This window comes from Bacillus sp. FJAT-53060, assembly GCF_037104745.1.
GTDB classification, from domain to species: Bacteria; Bacillota; Bacilli; order Bacillales; family Bacillaceae; genus Bacillus; species Bacillus stratosphericus_B.
Genome location: NZ_JBAWSW010000030.1, coordinates 1 through 21,963, shown reverse-complemented (window position 1 = coordinate 21,963; position 21,963 = coordinate 1). Strand labels below are relative to the sequence as shown.

The following is a 21,963-nucleotide window of genomic DNA, read 5'->3' as shown; positions in this document are numbered from 1 at the left end:
ATACTACTAAATATCATTCACTTTTACAACAAATCACACTTTAAGAAGAAAGACCTTTTTCGTATTCCTGATACCTTCTATGCACTGTTGCCTTTGAGATGTCAAAGCCAAGTGCCTGAAGCGTCTCTGCAATTTCGGCGAACGTCATGTTGTTTTTTCTTAAGCGAACAATTTCTGAAATCGGTACTTCAATACGCTCACGACCAGGCGCCTGATCCTGGTGTTTTAAATTCAGCTCAGGCTGATACCCGCGCTCAACAGCTTTTTTCATTCCCCGCTTTATTTTCAGGTTATGAATTTTTCGTTGATACTCTTCTACAATTCCTACAATTTCAATGACCATTTCATCAGCTTCTGAAAGCTCAAGCTCTCCTCTATGAAAAACGCTATACACTTTTACTTTCTCTTTAAAAAGACAATGAAGAAGCCCAATTTTTGCTTGCCCTCTTCCAAGGCGTGTCTCATCTTGAATAAGAACAGCATCTATTGACTCTTCTTTCATCGTAGCAAGCATCTCAAAAACACCATCACGATCTAGTTCGTATCCACTTGCTTTCTCTTTCACGACTTTGACCACATTCATCTTGTACAAAGCAGCTAAAGCTCGAAGTTCTTCTTCTTGTCTTTTCAGTGAGGTTTCCTGCTCTTCTTTGACAGTACTCACTCTCGCATAAATTATTGCGTTCATGTTTTTAATCAACCTTTCTACCGGACTGTTGCAAGTTGATATACGACTGGATGCTCTTTTTTGACAGGTATCACAAGGATGTCTCCAGGCTGGATTTCAGTTGAAGCAAGATCATTGTGTTCGGTTACCCAGTCAATAAACGCATTTTTATCGATTGATTTGCTATCGTTTACTTGATCAGCTAACCCCCAAAGAGTATCACCTGATTGAACCTCTATTTTAACATATTGATTTGGATTATTATGGCTTGTGGCTGCAATAAGTGAAAGAAATATGCCAACGATGAATGAGAATAGTGCAATAAAAATAATCGATTCTTTTAACCTCATAATATCATCTCTCCTAATAGAATATACGTTCGCTCTTCCTGTCACTTATTATAAATGCGAACAGATGTTTCTGTCAAAACCTTTTTTCGAACCTATGTTTGTACTGTTAGGAAAAACATGCTATAATTTCTTTAAAATTGACGTTTTGAGGTGCAAAAGATGACGAAGCTATCAAAAAGACAACTCGATATCCTGAAATTCATCAAAGAAGAAGTAAAAAGCAAGGGTTATCCCCCATCCGTTCGTGAAATTGGTGAAGCTGTCGGTCTAGCATCTAGTTCAACCGTCCATGGACATTTAGCTAGACTAGAAACAAAGGGCTTAATCAGAAGAGACCCGACGAAGCCTAGAGCCATCGAAGTACTAGATGAAGAGGAAATGAATATTTCAAAGAATGCTGTAATGAATGTTCCAGTCATTGGAAAAGTCACAGCGGGTTTACCTATCACGGCTGTTGAGAATGTAGAAGAATACTTCCCTCTTCCAGAAACTTTTGCAGCGCCAGATGAACAAGTATTTATGCTTGAAATTATGGGAGAAAGTATGATTGATGCAGGAATATTGGACAAGGACTATGTCATTGTGCGTCAGCAAAGCACCGCCAACAATGGGGATATTGTGGTCGCTATGACAGAGGAAGATGAAGCAACAGTGAAACGTTTTTATAAAGAAGATACGCACTTTAGATTACAGCCAGAGAACCCATCAATGGAATCGATTATTTTACAGAATGTAAGTATACTAGGTAAAGTAATTGGTGTATTTAGAAATATTCATTAAAAAAAGCCGGTATTTCATCAACTGCTGATGAGAACCGGCTTTTTTTTATGAGCAAGAATAAGCAAGAATACTTGAGCTTGGGAAGGAACCAAATGTAAAATACGGCCATATAAAGCCCGTTGTACGGCCAAAAGGCTGTGATGAAATTACATACATTAGAAATACTTGACCGTTTCTAAGGAACACAATGGTCCATCGTCTATTACACCCGGCTGCAAATTGAACAGTTTGTTGACCTCCACTGACACTTTGCCCTGAAATAAGTGGCAGCATACTTTGAGGCTGAGAGACTGCTTGCTGATACTGGGATATAATATGCTGCGGCGGAGCGGGCGGGGCTGATTGTGCGCCTGAACCTTGCCTTGGCCCAGTCGCTCCCCCTCCCATTGGTAAGCCAGAAAATCCTCCAACCTGAGGAATAGGAAGCGACGGCAAGCTTTGTACCTGCCTATCGTATGAGTACCCATTCCACATACCTTCATATGGATAATACATACTAAACACCACTTTCTTAGACATTCATCACGACAGTATATTCAATAATTAAAAAAGAGTGTTGAGTCTTCAAATAGAAATTTTTCAAAAGACGTTTTGTTCTCCTATAGAACGGTTAAATAATAATGAGGAAAAAAAATAAAAAATGAAAACTTTTTGTCTCCCTCAAACGTTATATAGACAGAAAGAAAAGAAATAAAAAACATTTAGATTTAACTCTTGTAATCCTGCTGTAATTATTGTAACATTTGTAACATAAGAAGTTTTCATTTAGAAAAGGAGGCAATTGCCTTGAAAAAATTATTTGTTTTATTAACTACTATTATGCTTATGATCTCTTTACAAACAACGACACTGGCCGCTTCCAAAAAATCCTCCACTTTGACAAATAAAGAAGCGTTACATATTGCCCTTGATGCAAGAGAACACTTTTGGAGTGCTATGTCAGGCTACAAAATTAATGAACATTCAGATTACAAATTAAAATCATTTACTTATAAAGACATGACTTACAACTATCTTTCAAAAACATTTGATACAAAGAAAAAACTAAACAGCTACCTATCTCAAGTTTTCACAAAAGATGCGATCACTCATGGTTTAAAAGACTATCAATTCATTGTTCATAAAGGCAAAATGGCTGTACCAGTTGGTGACGGAGACAACATGCTCAATTGGGAAAAAGCATCACCTAAACTCGTCTCTAAGAAAAATACAATATACACATATGAGTTCACAGTCCCAACGCTTGATGGACGCAAAGTAAAACGAACTGTAACTTATGAGAAAGTACAAAAGAATTGGAAAGTAACTAAAATTGACGCTGTGATCTAATTAAAAAACCAAGCCTGTGGGGACTGACTCCATAAAGTGAGACAAATAAAAACACCTTTAAGTTGAACATCGGGTATAGCATACCTGAAACCAATTTGGAGGTGTTTTTGTATGAAAAAAAGAGTTAGTTACCCCATCAACATAAAAGGTAGAGGCCATTCGAATGGAGTTAGAAGGCTGCATACTTCATATGCTTATCAAAAGGTCACTGCGATTGCTGATGGAAGTAAATATGTAGACATTCCTTTATTTTCCGCAAATATCTCAATCATCTTTTTAGGTCCTATGCCACTCAGTACAGCAATTGGAGGTGCAAGCATGAGCCATGCTGTCCAAAATAAGGTGTGTTTCCACTCATTTAATTTTGAAATGCGCTCTCTCCACCAACTTTATGATCATCCTAAAAGTCCAACTAAGGCAAATGGCAGCATCCAACTAATTTGACTCTCCAAAGGATTTATCTGTTGTCTGTCCTACCGCTCTTTTAATTTCGGATGCAGCTTATCGTCTTTTACTTGATGATGAGCGACCGTGTCTACCTCCCCTTTTTCGTTTGATGGAAAACACATCTACACAATCTTTTAAATTAATCATACCCGCAATCGACAAGAACAAAAATGCACTCATCACAAGCGGCTCATGCAGGGTCGTTTCTGGGGATAGAATCCCTATACAAAGCATGATGAGAAAAAAAATACTTTGAAAAGCAAATACATATTTCTTTGGAAGCTTAGGAATGAGCCATGATACGCCTAAAAGCGCATAAAACAATCGAAATCCGGTGCTATGATCAAAAGCAGAAGGTGAAAAAGGAATGATCGCTTGACATAGCCAGACGATAGCAAACAACAAACAAATTCCGTAATGGGCAAGTGTTCTCTCAAGCAGCAAACGGGGATGCGTGCCCTTTTCAAGCCACGTCTTTAATGCGCCAAAACTAAAGGCAGTCATAAAACCCATCATTGGCCGAAAAAAGAACCGGTCTCCCCATTTCCACCCTTTTCCTTCCTTTGTTTCATAATCAAATTGCGACTGAAACACAATGTGATCATTCGTTTTCATGTATTTCCAATACCCTCTGCCTTCTTTAATGAAGGACAAAGGATGTGACGATGTAAATTTGAGTGAGGATGCTCTTTCATTACGCTCATCCATCACGCTCGTTCGATACGCTCCTGTCCCTGTCACGCTGATGCCGAATCCAAGATGTTTCTCATACAAAAAGGATTGGGGTTGTTCATCTCTAGGTCCATTTAATGAAATGGTCGAAAATCGCAAATCCCATTGTTCATGAAGCTTTGGATTTTGCGTATACTCCCATACTTTTTCTATAGGTGCATGAATGGTTGTTTCCACATAAACAGGCTTTCTTTTCATCTGCCTCTACTCCTCAATGTGAATTATTTCACATAATAAGCATACCATGTTTCACAAAACTGTCAAATCTTTATTGGTTTTTTGTCAAAAATGTTATGATATGTTTCCACCTCCTTCATAATATCGGTTCGATACATAAAAAAGACCTGTCAATGAGACAGATCTTCTTGCTGCTTAATGCCTGCGATATAAATACGGACCGCATAGCTCACACTATCAAGCTGTTCTTTCCGTTGAAATCCCTTTTTGTTTGGAATATCTCCAAAGTCGTATTGATGGTATCAATATCACGATAAATGGTTCTCACGCTCACTCCATGAAGTTCAGCGAGGTCTTTGGCTTGTACTTGCTTCTTACTGATGAGGAGCATCACAATGGACAAAATGCGATCAATTTTCATGACTTTTCCTTTTTTTCATAAATGTAGGTTTTGATTTGATAAAAAAAGAAAGAATGGTAAAGATAAGTAACAGCAAGCATTCGTTTACATCCCTGCTCGTGCAGGAGGAGGTTGCATCATGACACATAACATGTGGCAGTTGTTCATGATCGGGATCATCATTTTGACATGGATCATCATTCGAATGAATCGAATGAGACGCTATCAGCTTGTGCGCCCGGTAAATCTTTTCATGAGAATGTATGTATTTGGTTTCACTGCCCTTATTCTCTTATCAGAAGGATGGCAAAATCACAGTATTTTTATCTATGCCACAATTGGCATGATCTTCGGAAGCAGTCTAGCCATTCACGCCTATGAGACGATCTGTATGAAAGTAGAAAATGGCCGGCTTTATGTCAAAACGAGTAAATGGATTGAGAGCTTCATTTTATGTTTGTTTTTATCTAGGCTTGCATTTAAATTGGTCGAGCTGACCAAACATGCGATCACAAAAATTGATATCGTTGAATTGTATCAGCATATTGTAAGTGATGATGCCCTGACCATGCTCAGCTTTTTCCTGCTAGATGCTTACTATATTGTTTACTCTTATCAAATGATGAAAGCTAGTAAAAGGTCAACTCATGTGCATCATACATAAAACCTTCCTATATGAAAGTAGGAAGGTTTTTTATCAATCATGCTGTGCATGGTGAATCATTTGTTCAAGCACTTCCATCACATGTTGATCTTCAGGGCTGTAAAAAATCGAGGTCCCTGCTCGTCTAGATTTCACGAGACGAAGGTTTTTTAAAAAGCGGAGCTGATGAGAAACAGTTGATTGCATAAGGTTCAGTGTTTCCGCTATATCATTCACCGAATGTTCACCTTGAGACAGCAGGTGCAGAATACGAATACGCGTCGGATCAGATAAGGCTTTAAAGGTTTGTGAGACAAGAAATAGACTTTCTTCGTCCAGCTCCATCCGTTCCTGTTCTTGATTTGTATTCAGTTCTTCCTTCATTTCACTTCACCTTTCTTGTCAGTCACACCACGACTTATTCTATGTATCATCATATACCAAAACGTTCGGCATGCAAAGCTTACAAACCTTTAGAAAAAAGATTTATTCAAATAGCATTGACACGTGGTAGCATTCTTTTTAAAATGAGCATTATTTATTCATTTTTTTAGAGGAGCTGATAGGCAAATTGACTGAAGAGCCAAGACTAAAACGCAGCCTGACTGTCTTTCCACTTGTTGTGATCGGGCTTGCTTATATGGACCCACTTGTCGTATTTGATTCATACGGCATTGTTGCTCAGCTGACGAAAGGACACGTAGCTGCAGCTTATATATTTACTTTACTTGCATTACTATTGACAGCGCTTAGCTATGGGAATATGGTGAAGGCTTTTCCAAAAGCAGGATCTGCATATACATACGCACAAAAAAGTATTCATCCTCACGTCGGCTTCCTTGTAGGCTGGACACTTTTGCTGGATTATTTATTTTTGCCTATGGTGAATTTTGCAATCGGAAGTGCTTATTTAACCGCAGCCTTTCCTGATGTACCTCATTACATTTGGATCATCATACTTGCTATCGCCATAACGACTGTCAATGTAATCGGTATTCGGCTCACAGCCAACATTACGGCGCTATTTGTCACCTTTCAGGTCATTGTCGCTGTCACATTTGTTGGGTTTATTATTTATGGACTCACACAAAACGCAGGCACCGGAGAATTATTGTCAGTCCGTCCGTTTTATTCGGCGAGCTTAGATCCGGCTCTTATTTTTTCAGGGGCGACCATTTTATGTTTTTCTTTTCTAGGATTTGATGCAATTTCAACAATGTCTGAGGAAACCATCAAGCCCAAAAAGACGATCCCTCTTGCGATTTTCTTAACGGTCGCCATTGGAGGTGTGCTTTTTACCCTTACTTCTTATTTCTTGCAGCAGGTGTTTCCAAATTTTCAGCAGTTCAAGCATCCCGATGCGGCCTCCCTTGAAATTGCGGAATTTGTGGGTGGCGCATTTCTCCACTCATTCTTTTTAGCTGGCACCATGGTCGCTGTGATCTCTTCCTCGTTATCGTCACACGCGAGTGCAGCAAGACTGTTATATGCGATGGGGAAAGACAAATCTTTACCGAAACGTTTTTTCGGTTATGTTCATCCGACATTAAAAACCCCTGTTTTTAATATTTTATTAATTGGTGTGTTCTCTTTATCCGCGGTCATCGGGGAGCTTGAGGTCATTTATTCGTTTATCAGCTTCGGCGCATTGATTGGATTCACTTTTGTGAACTTATCTGTTTTTGCGTACTATTTCGTGAAACAAAAACAAAGAGGTGTACTGAATACATTGAGATATGCAGTGATCCCTCTTTGCGGCACGGCCTTTTGTATTTGGCTTTTAACAAGCATCAGTACAAATGCATTAATTATTGGATTGGTCTGGCTCATTATCGGTTTTCTTTATTTTTGCTACAGGCTGAAAACAAGACCTGAATTTACGTTTGGGTATGACTGATAATAGGTTTTCACTTGGTATCCGATGCAGGATGTGTCATAATAATAAGGCTGTACTTCCCTTTTAAAAGCGGGGCAAAACAGGGGGAACTGACCTTGAAAAAGAGAAAAAAAGGATGTTTTGCCATTTCAGGCTGTTTCACGATTTTTCTGTTTGTTTTCGTATTAGCAGCCATTGTCATTTCCTTTAATCAAAAGGAGTTAAAAAAGCTGCCCATTGATACGGAATCAATTGTTTTGTCGAGACTGGATGATTACAAACCGCTGGTAGAAACAGAGTTAAGAGATCAAGATTTAGATCAATATACCGCGTTAATCCTCGGTATGATGTATCAAGAATCAAAAGGCAGAGGTGGAGATCCTATGCAATCCTCTGAATCTCTTGGTTTGAAACGAAACGAAATCAATGACCCTCAGAAAAGCATTAGACAAGGAGTCCATCATTTTTCGACCATGTACAAGCATGGAAAGAAAAAAGGCGTTGATTTGGAAACCATTATTCAAAGCTATAACATGGGAATCGGCTATATTGATTTTGTTGCAAAAAACGGGGGAAAACATTCCGAGAAATTGGCAAAGCAATACTCTAATAAGCAAGTGAAACAAAACCCAAAAGTCTATACGTGCGGGGGCAACAAAGATAACTTCCGCTATCCGTATTGCTACGGTGATTTCACTTATGCTGAAAAAGTAAAAGAAAAAACGAAAACAGTTGAAGAAAAGATGAAATTGGCTTCATCATTCACACCATCACAGTAAAAAAAGCACTTCCATTTGAAAGTGCTTCAGATTGTTGAGAAAGAGCTAAAGTGATTTTTGTTTTTAGCTCTTTCTTTTCACGTTTTTGAAACCCTAGAGGTATAGCAAAGACGAGTACCGGAGCAGAGAGCAAATGCCAGGTTTGTCGACACGCTGAGCACCTGCCGTTTGGGAGGTGCTTTTTCATTTATTAATGTTCCTTACCGATTTCTGGAAGAATCGTTTTTGCTAAAAGCTTATCCATTTCCTCATATTCATCATAATGAATCGTGTCGTACAGCTCTTTTCTCGTTTGCATGTCCTTCAGCATTCCCTGTTGCGTTCCCTTTTCAATGATTTCTGTAAATAAACGCTCATACGCTTTTGCAGCAACTCTGAGTGATGACACAGGGTAAATGACCATTTGAAAGCCAAAAACGGAAAATTCATCTTTATGATAATAAGGCGTCTTTCCAAACTCCGTCATGTTTGCTAGCAGCGCCCCTTTTATATAGTTTGAAGCATGCATGAAGTCTTCTGCTGTGATGAGCGCCTCAGGAAAAATGGCATCAGCTCCTGCTTCTATATACAAATTGGAACGATGAATGACATCCTCCATTCCATTTACGGACTTTGCATCGGTTCTAGCAATGACTAGAAGCGATGGTGTCGCTTGTTTGATGGCTTTGATTTTCGCGATCATCTCTTCTACAGGAACTAGTGACTTCCCGTTTAAATGCCCACATTTTTTCGGCATTTGCTGGTCTTCAATTTGAACAGCCGCTACCTTACTCTCAACCATTTCTTTTGCCGCCCTTGCTGCATTTAATACACCGCCATAGCCAGTGTCCATATCCACCAAAAGAGGTAACTGAGAAGCTCGAACGATTTCCTTTGCTTTTTCAGCCATTTCCGTTGAATGGATCATGCCGAGGTCAGGAAGTCCTTTGCTGGCACAAAAAGCAGCACCTGATAAATAAAGCCCTTGAAAGCCCATTTTTTTTGCATAGAGCGCAGACATTCCATCGTGAACGCCTGGGATTTGAAATAAAGCGGATTTGTTCATTTGCTCTTTAAAGGCTGCGGCTAATTCAGCTTGACTCGTTTCATCATTCACGATCCACACGCTAGTTCCCCCTTATATCACGAATAAGTCCATAAATGCTGGTACTGTCGTTGTTTTTAATTGATTTGGATTTTGACAAAGTGACACAATTTGATCTCTTTGTTTTTGTGGGAATCTTATTTTCAAATGATACGCCCATTTCTTTTCAAGCAGCGGAATGCCTTCCTGCCTTCTTCTGCGATGACCAAGCGGATACTCAATCTCTATCCTGTCTGTCATGGTCCCATCTTTAAAGAAGATTTGAACACAGTTTGCAATGGATCTCTTTTTCGGATCTAAATAGTCCTCTGTATAACGTTTATCTTCTTTGACAACCATTTGATCACGCAAACGATCAATGACCGGATTTTGCGCAATTTCTTCTTCATAATGATCAGCTGTAAGCTCACCATAGATTAGCCCAATGGCTGTAATATATTGTAAGCAATGATCACGGTCTGCTGGATTGTAAAGCGGCCCTTTCTTGTCAATAATCCGAATCGCTGATTCATGTGTGGTTATCTCCACCCGGTCGATTTCATCTAATCGATCTTTGACAGCGTCATGTAGCATCACGGCAGCCTCCGCGGCAGTTTGTGCATGAAATTCAGCAGGGTATGCAATCTTAAAGAGTACATTTTCTATGACATATGATCCAAGCGGCTGAGCGAGTGTGAGTGGTTTCCCCTTCATTAACACATCTTCAAATCCCCACTTTTCTGCACTTAGCGGCGTTTGATAGCCCATTTCCCCCTTCAATGTCATCATCGCCAGTCTTACCGCGCGGCTTGTTGCATCACCTGCTGCCCATGATTTCCTTGATCCTGTGTTCGGGGCATGACGATACGTTCTAAGCGGGGAATTATCAACAAAGGCTTGTGATATAACATGCTGCACTTCTTCCTTCGTTCCGCCAAGCATGGCGCAAACCACTGCACTTGAAGCCACCTTGACAAATAGAACATGATCCAAGCCATTTCGATTCAGACAATTTTTTAAAGCAAGCACACCTTGTATTTCATGTGCCTTCACAATCGCATGCAGTACGTCATTCATCGTGAGCGGCTCTTCTCCGTTTGCAAGCCTCGTTCTGCTTATATAATCACTTACAGCTAATATCCCGCCAAGGTTATCAGACGGATGGCCCCACTCCTGCGCAAGCCACGTGTCATTATAATCTAGCCAGCGAATCATACATCCTATATTAAAAGCCGCTTGAACTGGATCTAACACAAACGAAGTGCCAGGCACTCTTGCCCCGTTCGGCACGACTGTTCCAGGTACGATTGGTCCAAGGTGCTTCGTGCATTCTGGGAAATTCAGCGCCAGCATTCCGCAGCCGAGCGTGTCCATGAGTACATATCGTGCTGTTTCAATTGCCTCTTTGCTCGTAATGTCTCCGTCTACGGCATAGGCTGCGATTTCTTCTAAGAGCTGATCCGTTTGATTGGCTACTGCTGTTTTCTTCATGTTCATTCCCCCGTTTTTCCATCATCATTTAAGAGTTTTAATCCTCTTGGCCCTAAATACCGAACTCTCGGTCTAAAAATACGATTGTGCAAATGTTGCTCAATCACATGGGCAGCTAATCCGCTTGCTCTCGCAGCAAAGAAAATCGGTGTGTAAAGTGAAATAGGAACCCCAAGCACGTAATATATAGGTGCCGCATAATAATCAAGATTCGGATAGAGATTTTTCTTCTCTTTCATGTATGCCTCACCTGCTACACACATGTCATACAGCGTTGTATCTCCTTTTGATTCCGTAAGCGTTTTTAACGATCGTTTTAAAAGAGCAGCTCTCGGGTCCATTTTTCTCATGTATACCCGGTGGCCAAAGCCCATCATTTTTTCTTTTGCGGCTAATTTTCGTTCAATGAGTGCAAGAAAACCTTCTGTCGTTTTTCCTTCGAGAAGCATGTGCATGACTGCTTCATTCGCTCCCCCGTGTAAATCCCCTTTTAATGAGGAAATCGCTCCAGTAAAAGCGCCGTACATATCAGAATGCGTGGAAGCAATAACTCTGGCAGCGAACGTCGAATTCGGCAGCTCATGCTCACTATATAGCGTGAGCGTTTGGTCAAAAGCGGTGATTTCGTCTTGTGTCGGAGTGCGGCCAGTGAGCATAGCTAAAAAGTTTTCAGTGTAGGATTTGGTCTGATCTGGAGAAATGGTGGCATCTTTTCCGAGAATATGATAGCTTCCAGCAACAATGGCTGGCAGCTGGCTTAGTAATCGAACTGCACGCAATTTTTGGCACGCTTCTGTTCGATTATGCAATGCTTCATCGTACCCTGCAAGAGCAGATAAGCAAGTTCTCATGGCATCCATCGGGTGAGTGGTTTTTGGCAGCTTTGTCAAAATGGTTTGAATGGTTGGATGTAAGTTTGTTTGTGAGGAAATGTCTTGCTTGAATTGGTGATATTCCATTGCATCTGGTAATCTTCCATAAATGAGCAGATAGGCTGTTTCTAGGTATGTCTTGTTTTGTGCCAACTCAATGAGGTCATAACCACGAATCACAATTTCTTCTTGCTGCACATCTAAGTACGAAATTGACGTTTCGCTTGCCACAATGTCTTCAAGCCCCGGTTTATACTGCAATTGTTCAGTCATCATATAACCCCCGTTTCGTTCAATTGTTGTTCTCCAAACGAGCAAACGGCCAGAAATGATGTGATTCTATGATGGGAAGATACCGTGCAAGTCGGATACCCAATTTCCATTTTATCCAAAGCACTTCATCTTGTAAATAAAAGAACGTATGTCCAGTTGGACATACGTTAGCTGTAGTATGGAGAAATCATGATATACACAATGACGCCAGTTAGACTGACATAGAGCCAAAGCGGCATTGTCCAGCGGGCAATTTTACGATGACGCTCGACTTGCATCTGTGCGCCTCTAAATAGTGTAATTAGTGCAAGCGGTACAATGACGGCAGATAACACGATATGTGTGATTAAAATAAAGAAGTAGATCGGGCGAATGATCCCTTCTCCCCCGAAGTGTGTATCAGCTGCCATTGAATGATACGTCACATACGAAATTAAAAAGACAAGTGTTGTTGAAAAAGCGGCAAAGATAAATCGTCTATGCGCTTTAATGTTCTTTTGTTTAATCATAATGAGCGCTGACAGTAAAAAGATAAACGTAAAGCTGTTCATCACGGCATTCAATAATGGCAGAAATGTAATATCCAGATGAGCAAATTTATCTGTTTTTGGCATGAAAAATAATAAAGCAATTAATCCGTTTATGGCAATTGTTAAGAAGACAACAATGCCGGTAAAATTTTTCGTTTTTTGATTCTGTTCGTTCATGTTTGAAAACCTCTCTTTATTAGTTCCGACTAAGTGTATGTTATTTAACTTTCTCTATAAAGTCAATGAATTCACTATCTTCGTCGAATTTTAGACAAACTTGCCCATTGTCAGCCTTCTAGTGACTTGAAAGATCCAGCCACTTCCTTTAAAATGGGAATTTGTGTGGTTTTTATGATCGATTCTAAGAAAGGGGCAATGGACTTGTCAATCTTACAAGAAACAACCAAAGATGTGAAGACATTAGAGCAAGAATTACAGCAATTGCAGTTCCAAATGTATCGGATGCAAGAAAATATGATAGATATTTCGCGAAAAGATCATTGGAATTGATCAATCCAAAGAAGATGAGTGGATGATCGTCTCCACCATTGAAATTGCTGATACATGTAAGATCATGTTAAGCGATTGTGAAAAAGCTTTTCGCGGACAATCTGATTTTTCCTTAATTGCTGAATATCCTGAAGAAGGAAAGATTCATATCGCCGATATTAAAGGCCCGCCAGATAATGGTTACGGCTCAATATGTAAGGTGCATTTAAAAGAAATCGCAAGAGATCAGAACATTCCAGTGATTACTGGTGATCTCGTCAAAAGAGACTGGAATCACGTCGATCTCTTGATTCATTTTTATGAAAAACACCATTTTGATGTTCAAATCAATTGGAAAGAACAGAATGGAGAAATTTATTGGGTGGACAGCTAACAACGAAAACCAACGTTTATCATGACGTATACGCTGGTTTTTGTCGAAAATGCAATTTTTTCAGAAAAATATGTGTTTTTTTGACCAAAAAAGGGTACAATAAAAGCATCAGGCCGCCACCTGATGCTTTCTTCCAAAAAACAGTAGATTACTAGTTAAATACTTTCACTTTGACTGATTTTACGCCCCAATTTTTTGCTTGGGATTTGCTTGGTAGGTGTACATCAATTTTGTTACCTTTAATTGCGCCGCCAGTATCTGCTGCTATGGCTTCACCGTAGCCTTCAACATAAACCTTACTTCCTAATGGAATGACATTAGGATCTACTGCAATGACTTTTGCATTCGGGTTTTTGTTTAAGTTTACCCCTGTTGCAGTGATACCTGAGATACCACCATCATTTGCTGTATAAGCCGTAGCCGTTACAGTCATTTCTTTTTGTACACTTTGAATAGCAGAAGATGATTCTGCTTTAGCTGTTACCTTCTTAGGAGCAGCTTTTTTCTTTGTTTGCTCTTTTTGGACAGGTTCCTGTTTTTGAACAGGCTCTGAGCTTACCGGAGCAGAGCTTTGACCAGCAACACTTAGTGTTGAACCAATCATTATTATATCTGAGTTTAAGTTATTCCAAGACTTAAGATCGCTAATTGAGACATTGAATTTTTGAGCAATTTTCCAGAGGCTGTCCCCCTTCTGGACTTTGTACTGCTCCTGAGCTTTCTCTTTTGAAGAGATTGTCAATTTATCACCTACGTAGATCATGTCTGTAGATAAATTGTTCCAACCTTTTAGGTCCTTAAGAGACACATCATTTTTCTGTGAAATACCCCAAAGTGTATCACCTTTTTGTACAGTGATTTCCTTTGCAGAAGCTTGCTGCGTTCCGATTGCTGTTGATGAGATTGCTGCAACCGCAATCAAGGACATAATAGTCTTCTTCATAAAGTAAATCCTCCCTTGTTAGCTTTTTATGGCGGCTAACGAGTGCTATCGTAACATATGTAAATGTCATTTCAATAACAAAACGATATGTTTTAGATTACAGTTCCTTTACATGAAACATCTCTCTCCTTTGGTAAATCAGACTACTAAACAGCCCAATCCCTTGTCACATCAAGGTTTTAAAAGGATGGAAAACAACCTAATGAAAATGTGTCTAAGCGCAGCAAAAAAATATTTTTCCTCTCTTTATTTTTTCTCTTTTTCTATAAATAAACGAATTTCTTCTAAGAAAACATCCACGTATTTCTCTCTTTTTTGTTCTCCGACACCCTTAATATTGAGAAGTTCTTCTTCCGTTTTAGGCTCCATTGCTTTAATGTTTGATCAGAAATTACAACAAATGCGGAACGCCCTGCTCTTTCGCTAAATTCATTTCTCACCACTCTCAATGGCCTCTGGCTTGATCGCCTGCTTTTTATATACAGCCTCTTGTCCAACTAGCACTTTCTTTAATTGTCGTTTCATTCAACCATATGTCGGAAGCCTGTCAAAACGAAGCTCAAGCACTTTTTTTGTTTTTAGAGCCTGCCAGTACTAGGAAATCATCATTTTACCAAATCGTTCGTTGCAGACACTGCTGCGTTCCTTCCAATCGATTCAATGGCTTGTTTCTGTCCTCGCCTAAAGCCATCAAAGCCATTTCTGCTTGTTCTAACATCCCATTCCCTCTCCGTCATTTGTTTTGTCTATTTTGCATTCGTGCATTCACATTAGGTCTGTTCAATTTCGTAGATTGGGCAAAATAAAAAGCCATTTCCCAAAATGGAAAATGGCTTGAATCATCCTAGAAAAGCTGCGGATGCCGTAATCTAAGTAAGAAAGTTTTAAACCACCACTCCTCAAAGTGGGTGTTTGCAGAAACGTTCCTGTCTTCCTCTCAAAGGAGGCTTGACATTCCAGCTTCGATATAAAACTCCCTATTACAGCTTAAAGGTTAAAACTTCATTAATATTACGCGCATCGCAACCTTTGTACTATACTACACGAAAGTTTATTAAATTTCAAGATATGTTTTTTCTATAAAATGCTCATGTATACTAAGAAATTTGTCCATTCATAAACAAGAAAACATTATTCTGAAAAAATTTAACTTCCTCTCATCATACTATTTCTCCTTATCTAAATCAACACCCTGCTCTTCCTCCAATCTTTCGTACGTATCTGAATGCATCTGATTTATTGTTTCTCTATTTGTTAAATCACGTATTTGATCGGAGAATGATCGATCGAATTCATTCGGCTCTTGATCGGTTTCTTCGTTTTTCTTTAACGTATATACGGTGCTGCTTTTATACATTCATATGGTATGTCTTGTCCTATTTTCTCACATATCCCATATGTGCCGCACTAATTTCACCTTCAAGCTGATCCTTGATCCAGCGTTTGTTCTGTCATGCGGTCTAGATAAATGCTCCCGTGATCACCGATATGATTCCCAACACCGTTTGGACTCTTCTTTCTTTTTTGATCCTTTGACATCCTTTTTTAATTGAAGCGGCCATCCTTTTTTTAAAAATTGCGAATGACAAGTCTTCCTGGCAGACAGAAAAAAGCCTTTCCTCTTCTATAATAGGAAAAGCTCAAGAATGTGCGATGTATGAAAATAAGAACGAAAAATAAGAAAAGTGCATGTGATTTATGTAATCGCAAAGTTAATCAGCATAGATGTTTTGTTAAAATGGCTTGCACATCGCTCAAATCTGTATCTTTAGAAAAATCGAGTTCAAATACTTTTGAGCTTGTGACAAGCAGCATACCTGTATCCTGATCAAACACGCCAGCTTCTTGAATGGCAAAAATTTCAATTGATCGATACGGCAAGGAGACTCTGACTTTCTTTTTAGAAAATACGCGGTTATCGCCAAAGATCAGTCGTTTATTGGTGAAACAAATTTGGTCGTGACGCAGTCTGTAAACAGCCTCAATCCTCTCACCTTCAATTAATAAGGATTCGAATTTTTTATGATCATTTTGTTTACTGATAGAAAAAATACCCATGCAAATCCCCTCTTCCTGCATCAAATTCCTTTATGACAAAACGGCCACACCGCTCTGTGGGTACGTTTTATTCTCACTTATAGACTACGCTATAAATGATCGTTATTCCATTACGAATAGATTAAATTTCATTTACCTTTTTCTTTTGGATTCGATGCTCTTTCATCTACTTATTTAGACTGTTAAAACAGGAAAAAAGTTTCAGTTCTTTTCAAGAAAAAATGCTTGATCATCCTATTATAATCACCCATAAAAAAACAGTGATTGTTCAAAATCACTGTTTTAGATGGCTATTCATCTTTTGGGGTATCAATCGTGCCCTCGGCATACACATCAGAAATCTGCTCAAGCGTGATCGCCATATCAGCGTCTTCGTTATCATGCCAAGCATTTTTATTTTTCTGCTCGTCTGGTTGCTGTTTTTTCATCATCATCACCCTTTACTGTTTTTCTTAGTATGAGTGATGATCATTAAAATCATTCAGCAGATAAATCTTCGAAATACTCTTTGTAATACCCGCCTACTTTACCGGTATTATCAACCACAAAGAGGAATTCCTCTGTTTCATTTTTCACTTCATATGTGTTTCCAACCGTTAGAGTGCGGTTGACCATATATTTTTTTGCGTTCGTATGTACACATTTTACTTGTTTTAACGTTTTAGCCGTTTGCCTGTTTAGATGGATCATGATATAAAAACTCCTTTTTTCATCTATATATTTATTGTAGCCAATTTTTTGTGAAATGCAATGAGTGTTATGGATTGCTTTCAAACATATCGTGTAATAAGATAAATATATACGTTTACATATGTGGCGTATAAAGATTCAATTGCTTCACGTCCACTTTTTCCACCTAGAACTCGCAGAACAACCTATATCTTTAAGGAGGTTTGTTTATTTATGAGCTCTACAACACTTCAAATCAGTTCAAAACTCGAATCTTTTCTCCAAGGGACAAAAAAACTCTACATTAACGGTCAATTTGTTACAAGTCACGATAACAAAACTTTTTCTACTCCTAACCCAGCTACAGGAGAAACCCTTATAGAAGTATATGAAGCGGGTGCGAAAGACATTGATGAGGCAGTGAAAGCTGCTAAAAAAGCCTTTCATGGTCCTTGGCGTTCTAAGTCTGCCGCTGAACGCGCCCGCCTGATGTTTAAGCTTGCAGATTTAATGGAAGAAAACCAAGAAGAGCTTGCTCAGCTTGAAACACTAGATAACGGAAAACCGATTAATGAAACAACGAATGCCGATATTCCTCTCGCCATTGAGCACATGCGATATTACGCGGGCTGGACTACGAAAATGACTGGACAAACCATTCCTGTCAGTCAGGGATATTTTAATTATACCCGGCATGAGCCTGTTGGTGTTGTGGGACAAATCATTCCTTGGAACTTCCCCCTTCTCATGGCGATGTGGAAAATGGGTGCTGCACTAGCTACAGGGTGCACCATTGTTTTAAAGCCGGCTGAACAAACACCACTCTCCGCTCTTTACTTAGCTGATCTAGTGAATCAGGCTGGATTCCCAGAAGGCGTTATTAACATCGTGCCTGGATTCGGTGAAACAGCCGGGGAAGCATTAACCGATCACCCGGATGTCAACAAACTAGCCTTCACAGGGTCAACAAGTGTTGGGAAATTAATTATGGAGAAAGCGGCTAAATCCATTAAGCGTGTCACACTAGAACTTGGCGGAAAATCGCCAAATATTATTTTACCAGATGCTGATTTAAAGAAAGCCATTCCAGGTGCTTTAAATGGCGTTATGTTTAACCAAGGCCAGGTGTGCTGTGCAGGATCGAGAGTCTTTGTTCACCGAAGCCAATACGATGAAGTGGTCGATCAAATGGCGAAATATGCGACATCATTAAAGCAAGGCGCTGGTCTTCATCAGGATACTCAAATCGGACCTCTTGTCAGTAAGGAGCAGCAAGAACTTGTGTTAGGCTATATCAAAAAAGGTAAATCAGAGGGGGCAACAGCCGTTGTCGGCGGCGATTGCCCTTATGAGGCCGGCTATTTCGTCTCCCCTACTGTTTTTAAAGATGTAGAGGATGAGATGACAATCGCTAAGGAAGAGATTTTCGGACCTGTACTATCTGCTATTCCTTACGATTCCATTGATGAAGTTGTCGAACGGGCCAATCAATCTGATTACGGATTAGCTGCGGGACTATGGACAGAAAATCTAAAGCATGCCCATGATATCGCTGCACGTCTTGAAGCAGGGACGATTTGGGTCAACTGCTATAATGTCTTTGATGCCGCCTCCCCGTTTGGCGGATATAAACAGTCAGGGCTTGGCAGAGAAATGGGATCATACGCCCTGAACAACTATACAGAAGTCAAAAGTGTGTGGATCAATCTACAAGACTAATGCTGCAAAGAAAGCCGATGACGATGGACTGACTCCATAAAGTGAGACAAATAAAAACACCTTTAAGTTGAACATCGGGTATAGCATACCTGAAAACAATTTGGAGGTGTTTTTGTATGAAAAAAAGAGTTAATTACCCCATCAACATAAAAGGTAGAGGCTAATCGAATGAAATTAGCTCGGACTTCGACAAAAGAGTTACAACAACTGACTGTAATAAAGGTATTTTGAACCCTGTCTCAAAAATGGTGGTCAGTCCCCGATGTTATTGGCTTTTTTGTTATGGCATGTGACAGGCAGGCTTCTGAATATAGTGGTAAAGGAAAGGAGAAAGGCCGAAATGCAGGATTTCACAACGAGAGTAAACGAGTATATTGAACAATTACACATCCAAGTAGAACGCAGGCAAAGAGAAGATGGCGCCTTTATTTTCTGCTTTGAAGGCCCCATGATGACAAATGCATTTTTGATTATGCTGTTAAAGGCCGTCGGCGATCCTGATCAGGCATTGATCCATCAATTGGCAGAAGCTATTCGCGCGAAGCAACATGAGGATGGTTCCTTTTCCTTGTATCACGATCAAACGGGACATGTAACAGCAACAGTGCAAGGTTATTGCGGGATGCTCGCTTCTGGCAGATTCCAAAAAGACGAACCTCATATGGAAAAAGCAGCACAATATATTCGATCAAAAGGTGGATTAAAAAACGTTCATTTTATGACAAAGTGGATGCTCGCCGTCAATGGCATGCACCCTTGGCCCTACTTCTATGCACCACTTTCTTTTTTACTCATCCCTACGTCCTTTCCGCTCCACTTCTATCACCTTAGTGCGTATGCAAGAATTCATTTTGTCCCAATGATGATTGCACTGAACAAGCGGTATACCTCTCATACAAAATTTCCATCCTTAGCACATCTCGATGCCCACATGTCTCAAAATCCATTTGACTGGTTTATGGCGAGAGAAGAACGTTCAACTCATCACTTTCTAACGTATATGCGATCATATGTCGCCTTAGATAGCCGTCTAGACTTTTTCGGGTATGAAGCGGCAAAACGATATATGTTTGATCGTCTTGAAAAAGATGGCACACTATACAGCTACTTAAGTGCGACAATCTTTATGGTCTATGCGTTGATGAGCCTTGGTTACTCCCCGGGACATCATCTCATCCAAAAGGCGGTCAAAGGCATGAAAAAGCTCGTCACCTACTGTCAAGGCGAGATGTATGCTGAGAATTCCACATCCACTGTTTGGGATACAGCACTTGTCAGCTATGCTTCTCAAAAAGCAGGCAGAAAACGAGAAGATCCCGTTATCACAAAGTCGTTCACATACTTGCTGAATCGGCAGCAAATGAAGAAAGCGGATTGGGCGATTCATAACCGGCATGCCGCTCCGGGTGGCTTTGGTTTTTCACATATTAATACGAATAATCCTGATTGTGATGATACCCAAATTGTGTTAAAAGCAATCCCTAAACCATACGCTCAGGTTCAATGGAAGCGAGGATTTGAGTGGCTTCTTTCCATGCAAAACCGTGATGGCGGCTTTTCTGCTTTTGAAAAAAATCAGGATCACTTTTTGCTTCGTCATCTTCCGCTTGAATCTGCAGAGGATGCGGCCATTGATCCATCTACTCCCGATATTACAGGCCGCGTGCTTCATCTAATTGGTGTAGAGGAGAAAAACACTGATTCTCCATCTATTGTCAGGCAAAAAGATCGATGTGTGAAATGGCTCCTTGACCATCAAGAGAAAAACGGATCATGGTTTGGCAGATGGGGCGTTTGTTATATTTATGGAACCTGGGCAGCGTTAACAGGACTCAAAGCTGCTGGCATCCCTTACTCGCACCCTGCCGTTCAAAAAGCGTGCCGTTTCTTAAAACAGATTCAACGAGAGGATGGCAGCTTCGGAGAATCATGCAAAAGTGCAGAGGTGAAAACTTATGTGCCTCTATCGTTTGGTACAGTTGTTCAAACCGCTTGGGCAGCAGAGGCCCTCCTGCAATATGAGAAGCCAGATGACAAAGCGATTTTAAAAGCCATCGCATTTTTAGTAAATCATCAGCATACGGAAGAAGCCTTGCACTATCCAGTAGGCATTGGACTTCCAAAGCAATTTTACATCACATACCATAGCTATCCATTCGTGTTTCCGATGATGGCTTGTTCCACATTTTTAGAAGAAATGAGGCGTATGAATGAATAAGGAAGAATATCGGGTGCACCTCAAAGATTGGGTTACTTCTATTCAAAACGTGTCTCAAGATGAAAAACTCCGCCGGAAAGCAGAAAATTTATTGTTAAAAATGGATGATGACCGTTCGAGTGAACAAGAGTGGTACGAACTAGCCGAAAGTATTGCAGATGATATGAAAGAACATGAAGCATTGCGAGATGTAGCAGCTGGAGGTCACAAATTGCCTCCCCTCCCTTATCGGTATGAAGCACTAGAACCTTATATTTCAAAAGAGATTATGTATTTGCACCATCAAAAGCATCATCAATCATATGTCGATGGTCTGAATGAAGCTGAGCTTGCGTTAAAAAAAGCAAGAAGAACGAATGATTTTAAGATGATCAAGCATTGGGAACGTGAACTTGCCTTTCATGGAGCGGGACATTATTTACATTGTATCTTTTGGTTTTCCATGGGTCCTTCAGGAAAAAGAAAGCCTACTGGTCAATTGCTCCGTCTCATTGAGCATTCGTTTGACAGCTATGAGGCGTTCAAATCACATTTTTCAGCAGCTGCCAAACAAGTAGAAGGTGTCGGGTGGGCGATCCTTGTATGGGCGCCACGGTCACAGCGTTTAGAAATTTTACAGGCAGAACGCCATCAATTTTTATCGCAATGGGATGTCATTCCTCTTCTTGCCCTTGATGTATGGGAGCATGCATACTATTTACAGTATCGAAATGAAAAGGCACAATATGTAGACTTGTGGTGGAATGTAGTCGACTGGCGTGAACCGGAAGCAAGACTAAAGCAATCTCAATAAGTCAAATGGACACCTTTTTGAGAACATACTCCATCTAGGCAAATGCCTATGTGAAGTGACCCCCTTAAGTTAGACACGGTATTTATTAGACAGCTTTCGAGGCATGAGTTCGATATTGTATCGGACTCATGCCTTTTAGTTTCGTCTTTATACGTGTGTGATTGTAGTAATCAATATATTGTTCAAGTTCTTGCTTGAAGTGTTCGATGTCCTCAAATTCTTTTAGGTATAGAAATTCAGACTTTAAGATACCGAAGAAGTTCTCGATAAC

Annotated in this window: 24 protein-coding genes, 1 other RNA gene and 3 pseudogenes; 10 read left to right on the top strand and 18 right to left on the bottom strand. The window is 40.0% G+C overall.

Annotation, left to right across the window (positions count from 1 at the left end):
- Positions 1-40: 40 nt before the first annotated feature.
- Both WAX46_RS11565 and yneA read right to left on the bottom strand, forming a co-directional pair.
- The gene (locus WAX46_RS11565) at positions 41-688 is read right to left on the bottom strand and encodes a YneB family resolvase-like protein (protein ID WP_226569085.1); all 648 of its coding nucleotides are present in this window, start codon (positions 686-688) and stop codon (positions 41-43) included.
- A gap of 17 nt (positions 689-705) precedes the next feature.
- Positions 706-1,017, bottom strand: a complete 312-nt coding sequence (gene yneA / locus WAX46_RS11560) for a cell division suppressor protein YneA (RefSeq protein ID WP_336494049.1) — start codon at positions 1,015-1,017, stop codon at positions 706-708.
- Positions 1,018-1,176: 159 nt separating this feature from the next.
- Between yneA and lexA the strand changes: the two genes are divergently transcribed.
- Complete coding sequence (gene lexA, locus WAX46_RS11555; RefSeq protein WP_226569090.1) at positions 1,177-1,797, top strand: transcriptional repressor LexA; 621 nt, start codon at positions 1,177-1,179, stop codon at positions 1,795-1,797.
- A gap of 45 nt (positions 1,798-1,842) precedes the next feature.
- Here lexA and WAX46_RS11550 read toward each other — a convergent pair whose 3' ends face one another.
- A complete protein-coding gene (locus tag WAX46_RS11550) occupies positions 1,843-2,292 on the bottom strand; it encodes a hypothetical protein (RefSeq protein ID WP_336494047.1) in 450 nt (149 codons plus the stop codon).
- Positions 2,293-2,583: 291 nt separating this feature from the next.
- Between WAX46_RS11550 and WAX46_RS11545 the strand changes: the two genes are divergently transcribed.
- Positions 2,584-3,126 (top strand): IseA DL-endopeptidase inhibitor family protein, encoded by a 543-nt coding sequence (locus WAX46_RS11545; protein ID WP_226569094.1) that lies wholly within the window; start codon positions 2,584-2,586, stop codon positions 3,124-3,126.
- Positions 3,127-3,237: 111 nt separating this feature from the next.
- On the top strand, positions 3,238-3,570 hold the full coding sequence (locus tag WAX46_RS11540) for a hypothetical protein (protein WP_336494046.1): 333 nt from the start codon (positions 3,238-3,240) through the stop codon (positions 3,568-3,570).
- Between the two features lie 57 nt (positions 3,571-3,627).
- On the opposite strand, the gene WAX46_RS11535 is transcribed toward WAX46_RS11540, so the two are convergent.
- Positions 3,628-4,503 (bottom strand): hypothetical protein, encoded by an 876-nt coding sequence (locus WAX46_RS11535; RefSeq protein ID WP_226569098.1) that lies wholly within the window; start codon positions 4,501-4,503, stop codon positions 3,628-3,630.
- A 271-nt stretch (positions 4,504-4,774) separates the two neighbouring features.
- Positions 4,775-4,903, bottom strand: a pseudogene (locus tag WAX46_RS11530) (HTH domain-containing protein); the annotation flags it as partial.
- A 118-nt stretch (positions 4,904-5,021) separates the two neighbouring features.
- On the opposite strand from WAX46_RS11530, the gene WAX46_RS11525 reads away from it, so the two are divergent.
- A complete protein-coding gene (locus tag WAX46_RS11525) occupies positions 5,022-5,546 on the top strand; it encodes a mother cell-specific membrane sporulation protein (RefSeq protein ID WP_336494045.1) in 525 nt (174 codons plus the stop codon).
- Between the two features lie 33 nt (positions 5,547-5,579).
- Here the strand turns inward: WAX46_RS11525 and czrA are convergent, their stop codons facing one another.
- Positions 5,580-5,909, bottom strand: a complete 330-nt coding sequence (gene czrA / locus WAX46_RS11520; RefSeq protein WP_007500691.1) for a Zn(II)-responsive metalloregulatory transcriptional repressor CzrA — start codon at positions 5,907-5,909, stop codon at positions 5,580-5,582.
- Positions 5,910-6,096: 187 nt separating this feature from the next.
- Here czrA and WAX46_RS11515 point away from each other — a divergent pair, with 187 nt between their 5' ends.
- Entirely contained in the window at positions 6,097-7,422 is a 1,326-nt protein-coding gene (locus WAX46_RS11515; RefSeq protein ID WP_226569102.1) for an APC family permease, read from the top strand.
- A 95-nt stretch (positions 7,423-7,517) separates the two neighbouring features.
- Positions 7,518-8,180 carry a lysozyme family protein gene (locus WAX46_RS11510; protein ID WP_226569104.1) on the top strand — a complete coding sequence of 221 codons (663 nt, stop codon included), beginning with the start codon at positions 7,518-7,520 and terminating at the stop codon, positions 8,178-8,180.
- 190 nt (positions 8,181-8,370) lie between these two features.
- On the opposite strand, the gene prpB is transcribed toward WAX46_RS11510, so the two are convergent.
- The 4 genes from prpB to WAX46_RS11490 all read right to left on the bottom strand — a co-directional run bounded on the left by prpB (position 8,371) and on the right by WAX46_RS11490 (position 12,586).
- Positions 8,371-9,285 carry a methylisocitrate lyase gene (gene prpB, locus WAX46_RS11505; protein ID WP_226569106.1) on the bottom strand — a complete coding sequence of 305 codons (915 nt, stop codon included), beginning with the start codon at positions 9,283-9,285 and terminating at the stop codon, positions 8,371-8,373.
- A gap of 12 nt (positions 9,286-9,297) precedes the next feature.
- Positions 9,298-10,734 (bottom strand): bifunctional 2-methylcitrate dehydratase/aconitate hydratase, encoded by a 1,437-nt coding sequence (locus WAX46_RS11500; RefSeq protein ID WP_226569108.1) that lies wholly within the window; start codon positions 10,732-10,734, stop codon positions 9,298-9,300.
- Positions 10,735-10,736: 2 nt separating this feature from the next.
- The gene (gene mmgD / locus WAX46_RS11495; protein ID WP_226569110.1) at positions 10,737-11,879 is read right to left on the bottom strand and encodes a citrate synthase; all 1,143 of its coding nucleotides are present in this window, start codon (positions 11,877-11,879) and stop codon (positions 10,737-10,739) included.
- Between the two features lie 167 nt (positions 11,880-12,046).
- A complete protein-coding gene (locus WAX46_RS11490) occupies positions 12,047-12,586 on the bottom strand; it encodes a DUF420 domain-containing protein (RefSeq protein WP_226569112.1) in 540 nt (179 codons plus the stop codon).
- A 174-nt stretch (positions 12,587-12,760) separates the two neighbouring features.
- Here WAX46_RS11490 and WAX46_RS11485 point away from each other — a divergent pair.
- A pseudogene (locus WAX46_RS11485) lies at positions 12,761-13,292 on the top strand (hypothetical protein).
- Positions 13,293-13,443: 151 nt separating this feature from the next.
- Here the strand turns inward: WAX46_RS11485 and WAX46_RS11480 are convergent.
- The 7 genes and pseudogenes from WAX46_RS11480 to WAX46_RS11450 all read right to left on the bottom strand — a co-directional run bounded on the left by WAX46_RS11480 (position 13,444) and on the right by WAX46_RS11450 (position 16,983).
- On the bottom strand, positions 13,444-14,235 hold the full coding sequence (locus WAX46_RS11480; RefSeq protein WP_336494039.1) for a LysM peptidoglycan-binding and 3D domain-containing protein: 792 nt from the start codon (positions 14,233-14,235) through the stop codon (positions 13,444-13,446).
- 246 nt (positions 14,236-14,481) lie between these two features.
- A pseudogene (locus WAX46_RS15870) lies at positions 14,482-14,862 on the bottom strand (HRDC domain-containing protein); the annotation flags it as partial.
- 219 nt (positions 14,863-15,081) lie between these two features.
- A non-coding RNA gene (gene ssrS, locus WAX46_RS11470) (6S RNA) lies at positions 15,082-15,267 on the bottom strand.
- Positions 15,268-15,400: 133 nt separating this feature from the next.
- Positions 15,401-15,592, bottom strand: a complete 192-nt coding sequence (locus WAX46_RS11465) for a hypothetical protein (protein ID WP_336494038.1) — start codon at positions 15,590-15,592, stop codon at positions 15,401-15,403.
- 359 nt (positions 15,593-15,951) lie between these two features.
- Complete coding sequence (locus tag WAX46_RS11460; protein WP_226569120.1) at positions 15,952-16,293, bottom strand: PH domain-containing protein; 342 nt, start codon at positions 16,291-16,293, stop codon at positions 15,952-15,954.
- 290 nt (positions 16,294-16,583) lie between these two features.
- Positions 16,584-16,721, bottom strand: coding sequence for a DUF4025 domain-containing protein (locus tag WAX46_RS11455; protein ID WP_226569122.1), 138 nt, complete (start codon positions 16,719-16,721; stop codon positions 16,584-16,586).
- A gap of 49 nt (positions 16,722-16,770) precedes the next feature.
- Positions 16,771-16,983, bottom strand: coding sequence for a DUF6501 family protein (locus WAX46_RS11450; RefSeq protein WP_336494037.1), 213 nt, complete (start codon positions 16,981-16,983; stop codon positions 16,771-16,773).
- Positions 16,984-17,196: 213 nt separating this feature from the next.
- Between WAX46_RS11450 and WAX46_RS11445 the strand changes: the two genes are divergently transcribed.
- The 3 genes from WAX46_RS11445 (at position 17,197) to WAX46_RS11435 (ending at position 21,692) form a co-directional block, all read left to right on the top strand.
- Positions 17,197-18,681 (top strand): aldehyde dehydrogenase family protein, encoded by a 1,485-nt coding sequence (locus WAX46_RS11445; protein WP_226569125.1) that lies wholly within the window; start codon positions 17,197-17,199, stop codon positions 18,679-18,681.
- A 340-nt stretch (positions 18,682-19,021) separates the two neighbouring features.
- Positions 19,022-20,899 (top strand): terpene cyclase/mutase family protein, encoded by a 1,878-nt coding sequence (locus tag WAX46_RS11440; protein ID WP_336494036.1) that lies wholly within the window; start codon positions 19,022-19,024, stop codon positions 20,897-20,899.
- Positions 20,892-21,692, top strand: a complete 801-nt coding sequence (locus WAX46_RS11435; protein ID WP_336494033.1) for a superoxide dismutase — start codon at positions 20,892-20,894, stop codon at positions 21,690-21,692. The genes WAX46_RS11440 and WAX46_RS11435 overlap by 8 nt, the downstream gene beginning before the upstream one ends.
- 85 nt (positions 21,693-21,777) lie before the next feature.
- Here the strand turns inward: WAX46_RS11435 and WAX46_RS11430 are convergent.
- Positions 21,778-21,963 (bottom strand): IS3 family transposase (locus WAX46_RS11430; protein ID WP_336493384.1); only part of this gene is annotated, 186 nt, incomplete at its 5' end.

Bases quoted from the DNA above. Each gene is read 5' to 3' on its own strand.
- WAX46_RS11565 (WP_226569085.1), bottom strand. From the start codon at position 688: ATGAACGCAATAATTTATGCGAGAGTGAGTACTGTCAAAGAAGAGCAG.
- yneA (WP_336494049.1), bottom strand. From the start codon at position 1,017: ATGAGGTTAAAAGAATCGATTATTTTTATTGCACTATTCTCATTCATC.
- lexA (WP_226569090.1), top strand. From the start codon at position 1,177: ATGACGAAGCTATCAAAAAGACAACTCGATATCCTGAAATTCATCAAA.
- WAX46_RS11550 (WP_336494047.1), bottom strand. From the start codon at position 2,292: ATGTATTATCCATATGAAGGTATGTGGAATGGGTACTCATACGATAGG.
- WAX46_RS11540 (WP_336494046.1), top strand. From the start codon at position 3,238: ATGAAAAAAAGAGTTAGTTACCCCATCAACATAAAAGGTAGAGGCCAT.
- WAX46_RS11535 (WP_226569098.1), bottom strand. From the start codon at position 4,503: ATGAAAAGAAAGCCTGTTTATGTGGAAACAACCATTCATGCACCTATA.
- WAX46_RS11525 (WP_336494045.1), top strand. From the start codon at position 5,022: ATGACACATAACATGTGGCAGTTGTTCATGATCGGGATCATCATTTTG.
- czrA (WP_007500691.1), bottom strand. From the start codon at position 5,909: ATGAAGGAAGAACTGAATACAAATCAAGAACAGGAACGGATGGAGCTG.
- WAX46_RS11500 (WP_226569108.1), bottom strand. From the start codon at position 10,734: ATGAAGAAAACAGCAGTAGCCAATCAAACGGATCAGCTCTTAGAAGAA.
- mmgD (WP_226569110.1), bottom strand. From the start codon at position 11,879: ATGACTGAACAATTGCAGTATAAACCGGGGCTTGAAGACATTGTGGCA.
- WAX46_RS11490 (WP_226569112.1), bottom strand. From the start codon at position 12,586: ATGAACGAACAGAATCAAAAAACGAAAAATTTTACCGGCATTGTTGTC.
- WAX46_RS11480 (WP_336494039.1), bottom strand. From the start codon at position 14,235: ATGAAGAAGACTATTATGTCCTTGATTGCGGTTGCAGCAATCTCATCA.
- WAX46_RS11465 (WP_336494038.1), bottom strand. From the start codon at position 15,592: ATGTATAAAAGCAGCACCGTATATACGTTAAAGAAAAACGAAGAAACC.
- WAX46_RS11460 (WP_226569120.1), bottom strand. From the start codon at position 16,293: ATGGGTATTTTTTCTATCAGTAAACAAAATGATCATAAAAAATTCGAA.
- WAX46_RS11455 (WP_226569122.1), bottom strand. From the start codon at position 16,721: ATGAAAAAACAGCAACCAGACGAGCAGAAAAATAAAAATGCTTGGCAT.
- WAX46_RS11450 (WP_336494037.1), bottom strand. From the start codon at position 16,983: ATGATCCATCTAAACAGGCAAACGGCTAAAACGTTAAAACAAGTAAAA.
- WAX46_RS11445 (WP_226569125.1), top strand. From the start codon at position 17,197: ATGAGCTCTACAACACTTCAAATCAGTTCAAAACTCGAATCTTTTCTC.
- WAX46_RS11440 (WP_336494036.1), top strand. From the start codon at position 19,022: ATGCAGGATTTCACAACGAGAGTAAACGAGTATATTGAACAATTACAC.
- WAX46_RS11435 (WP_336494033.1), top strand. From the start codon at position 20,892: ATGAATAAGGAAGAATATCGGGTGCACCTCAAAGATTGGGTTACTTCT.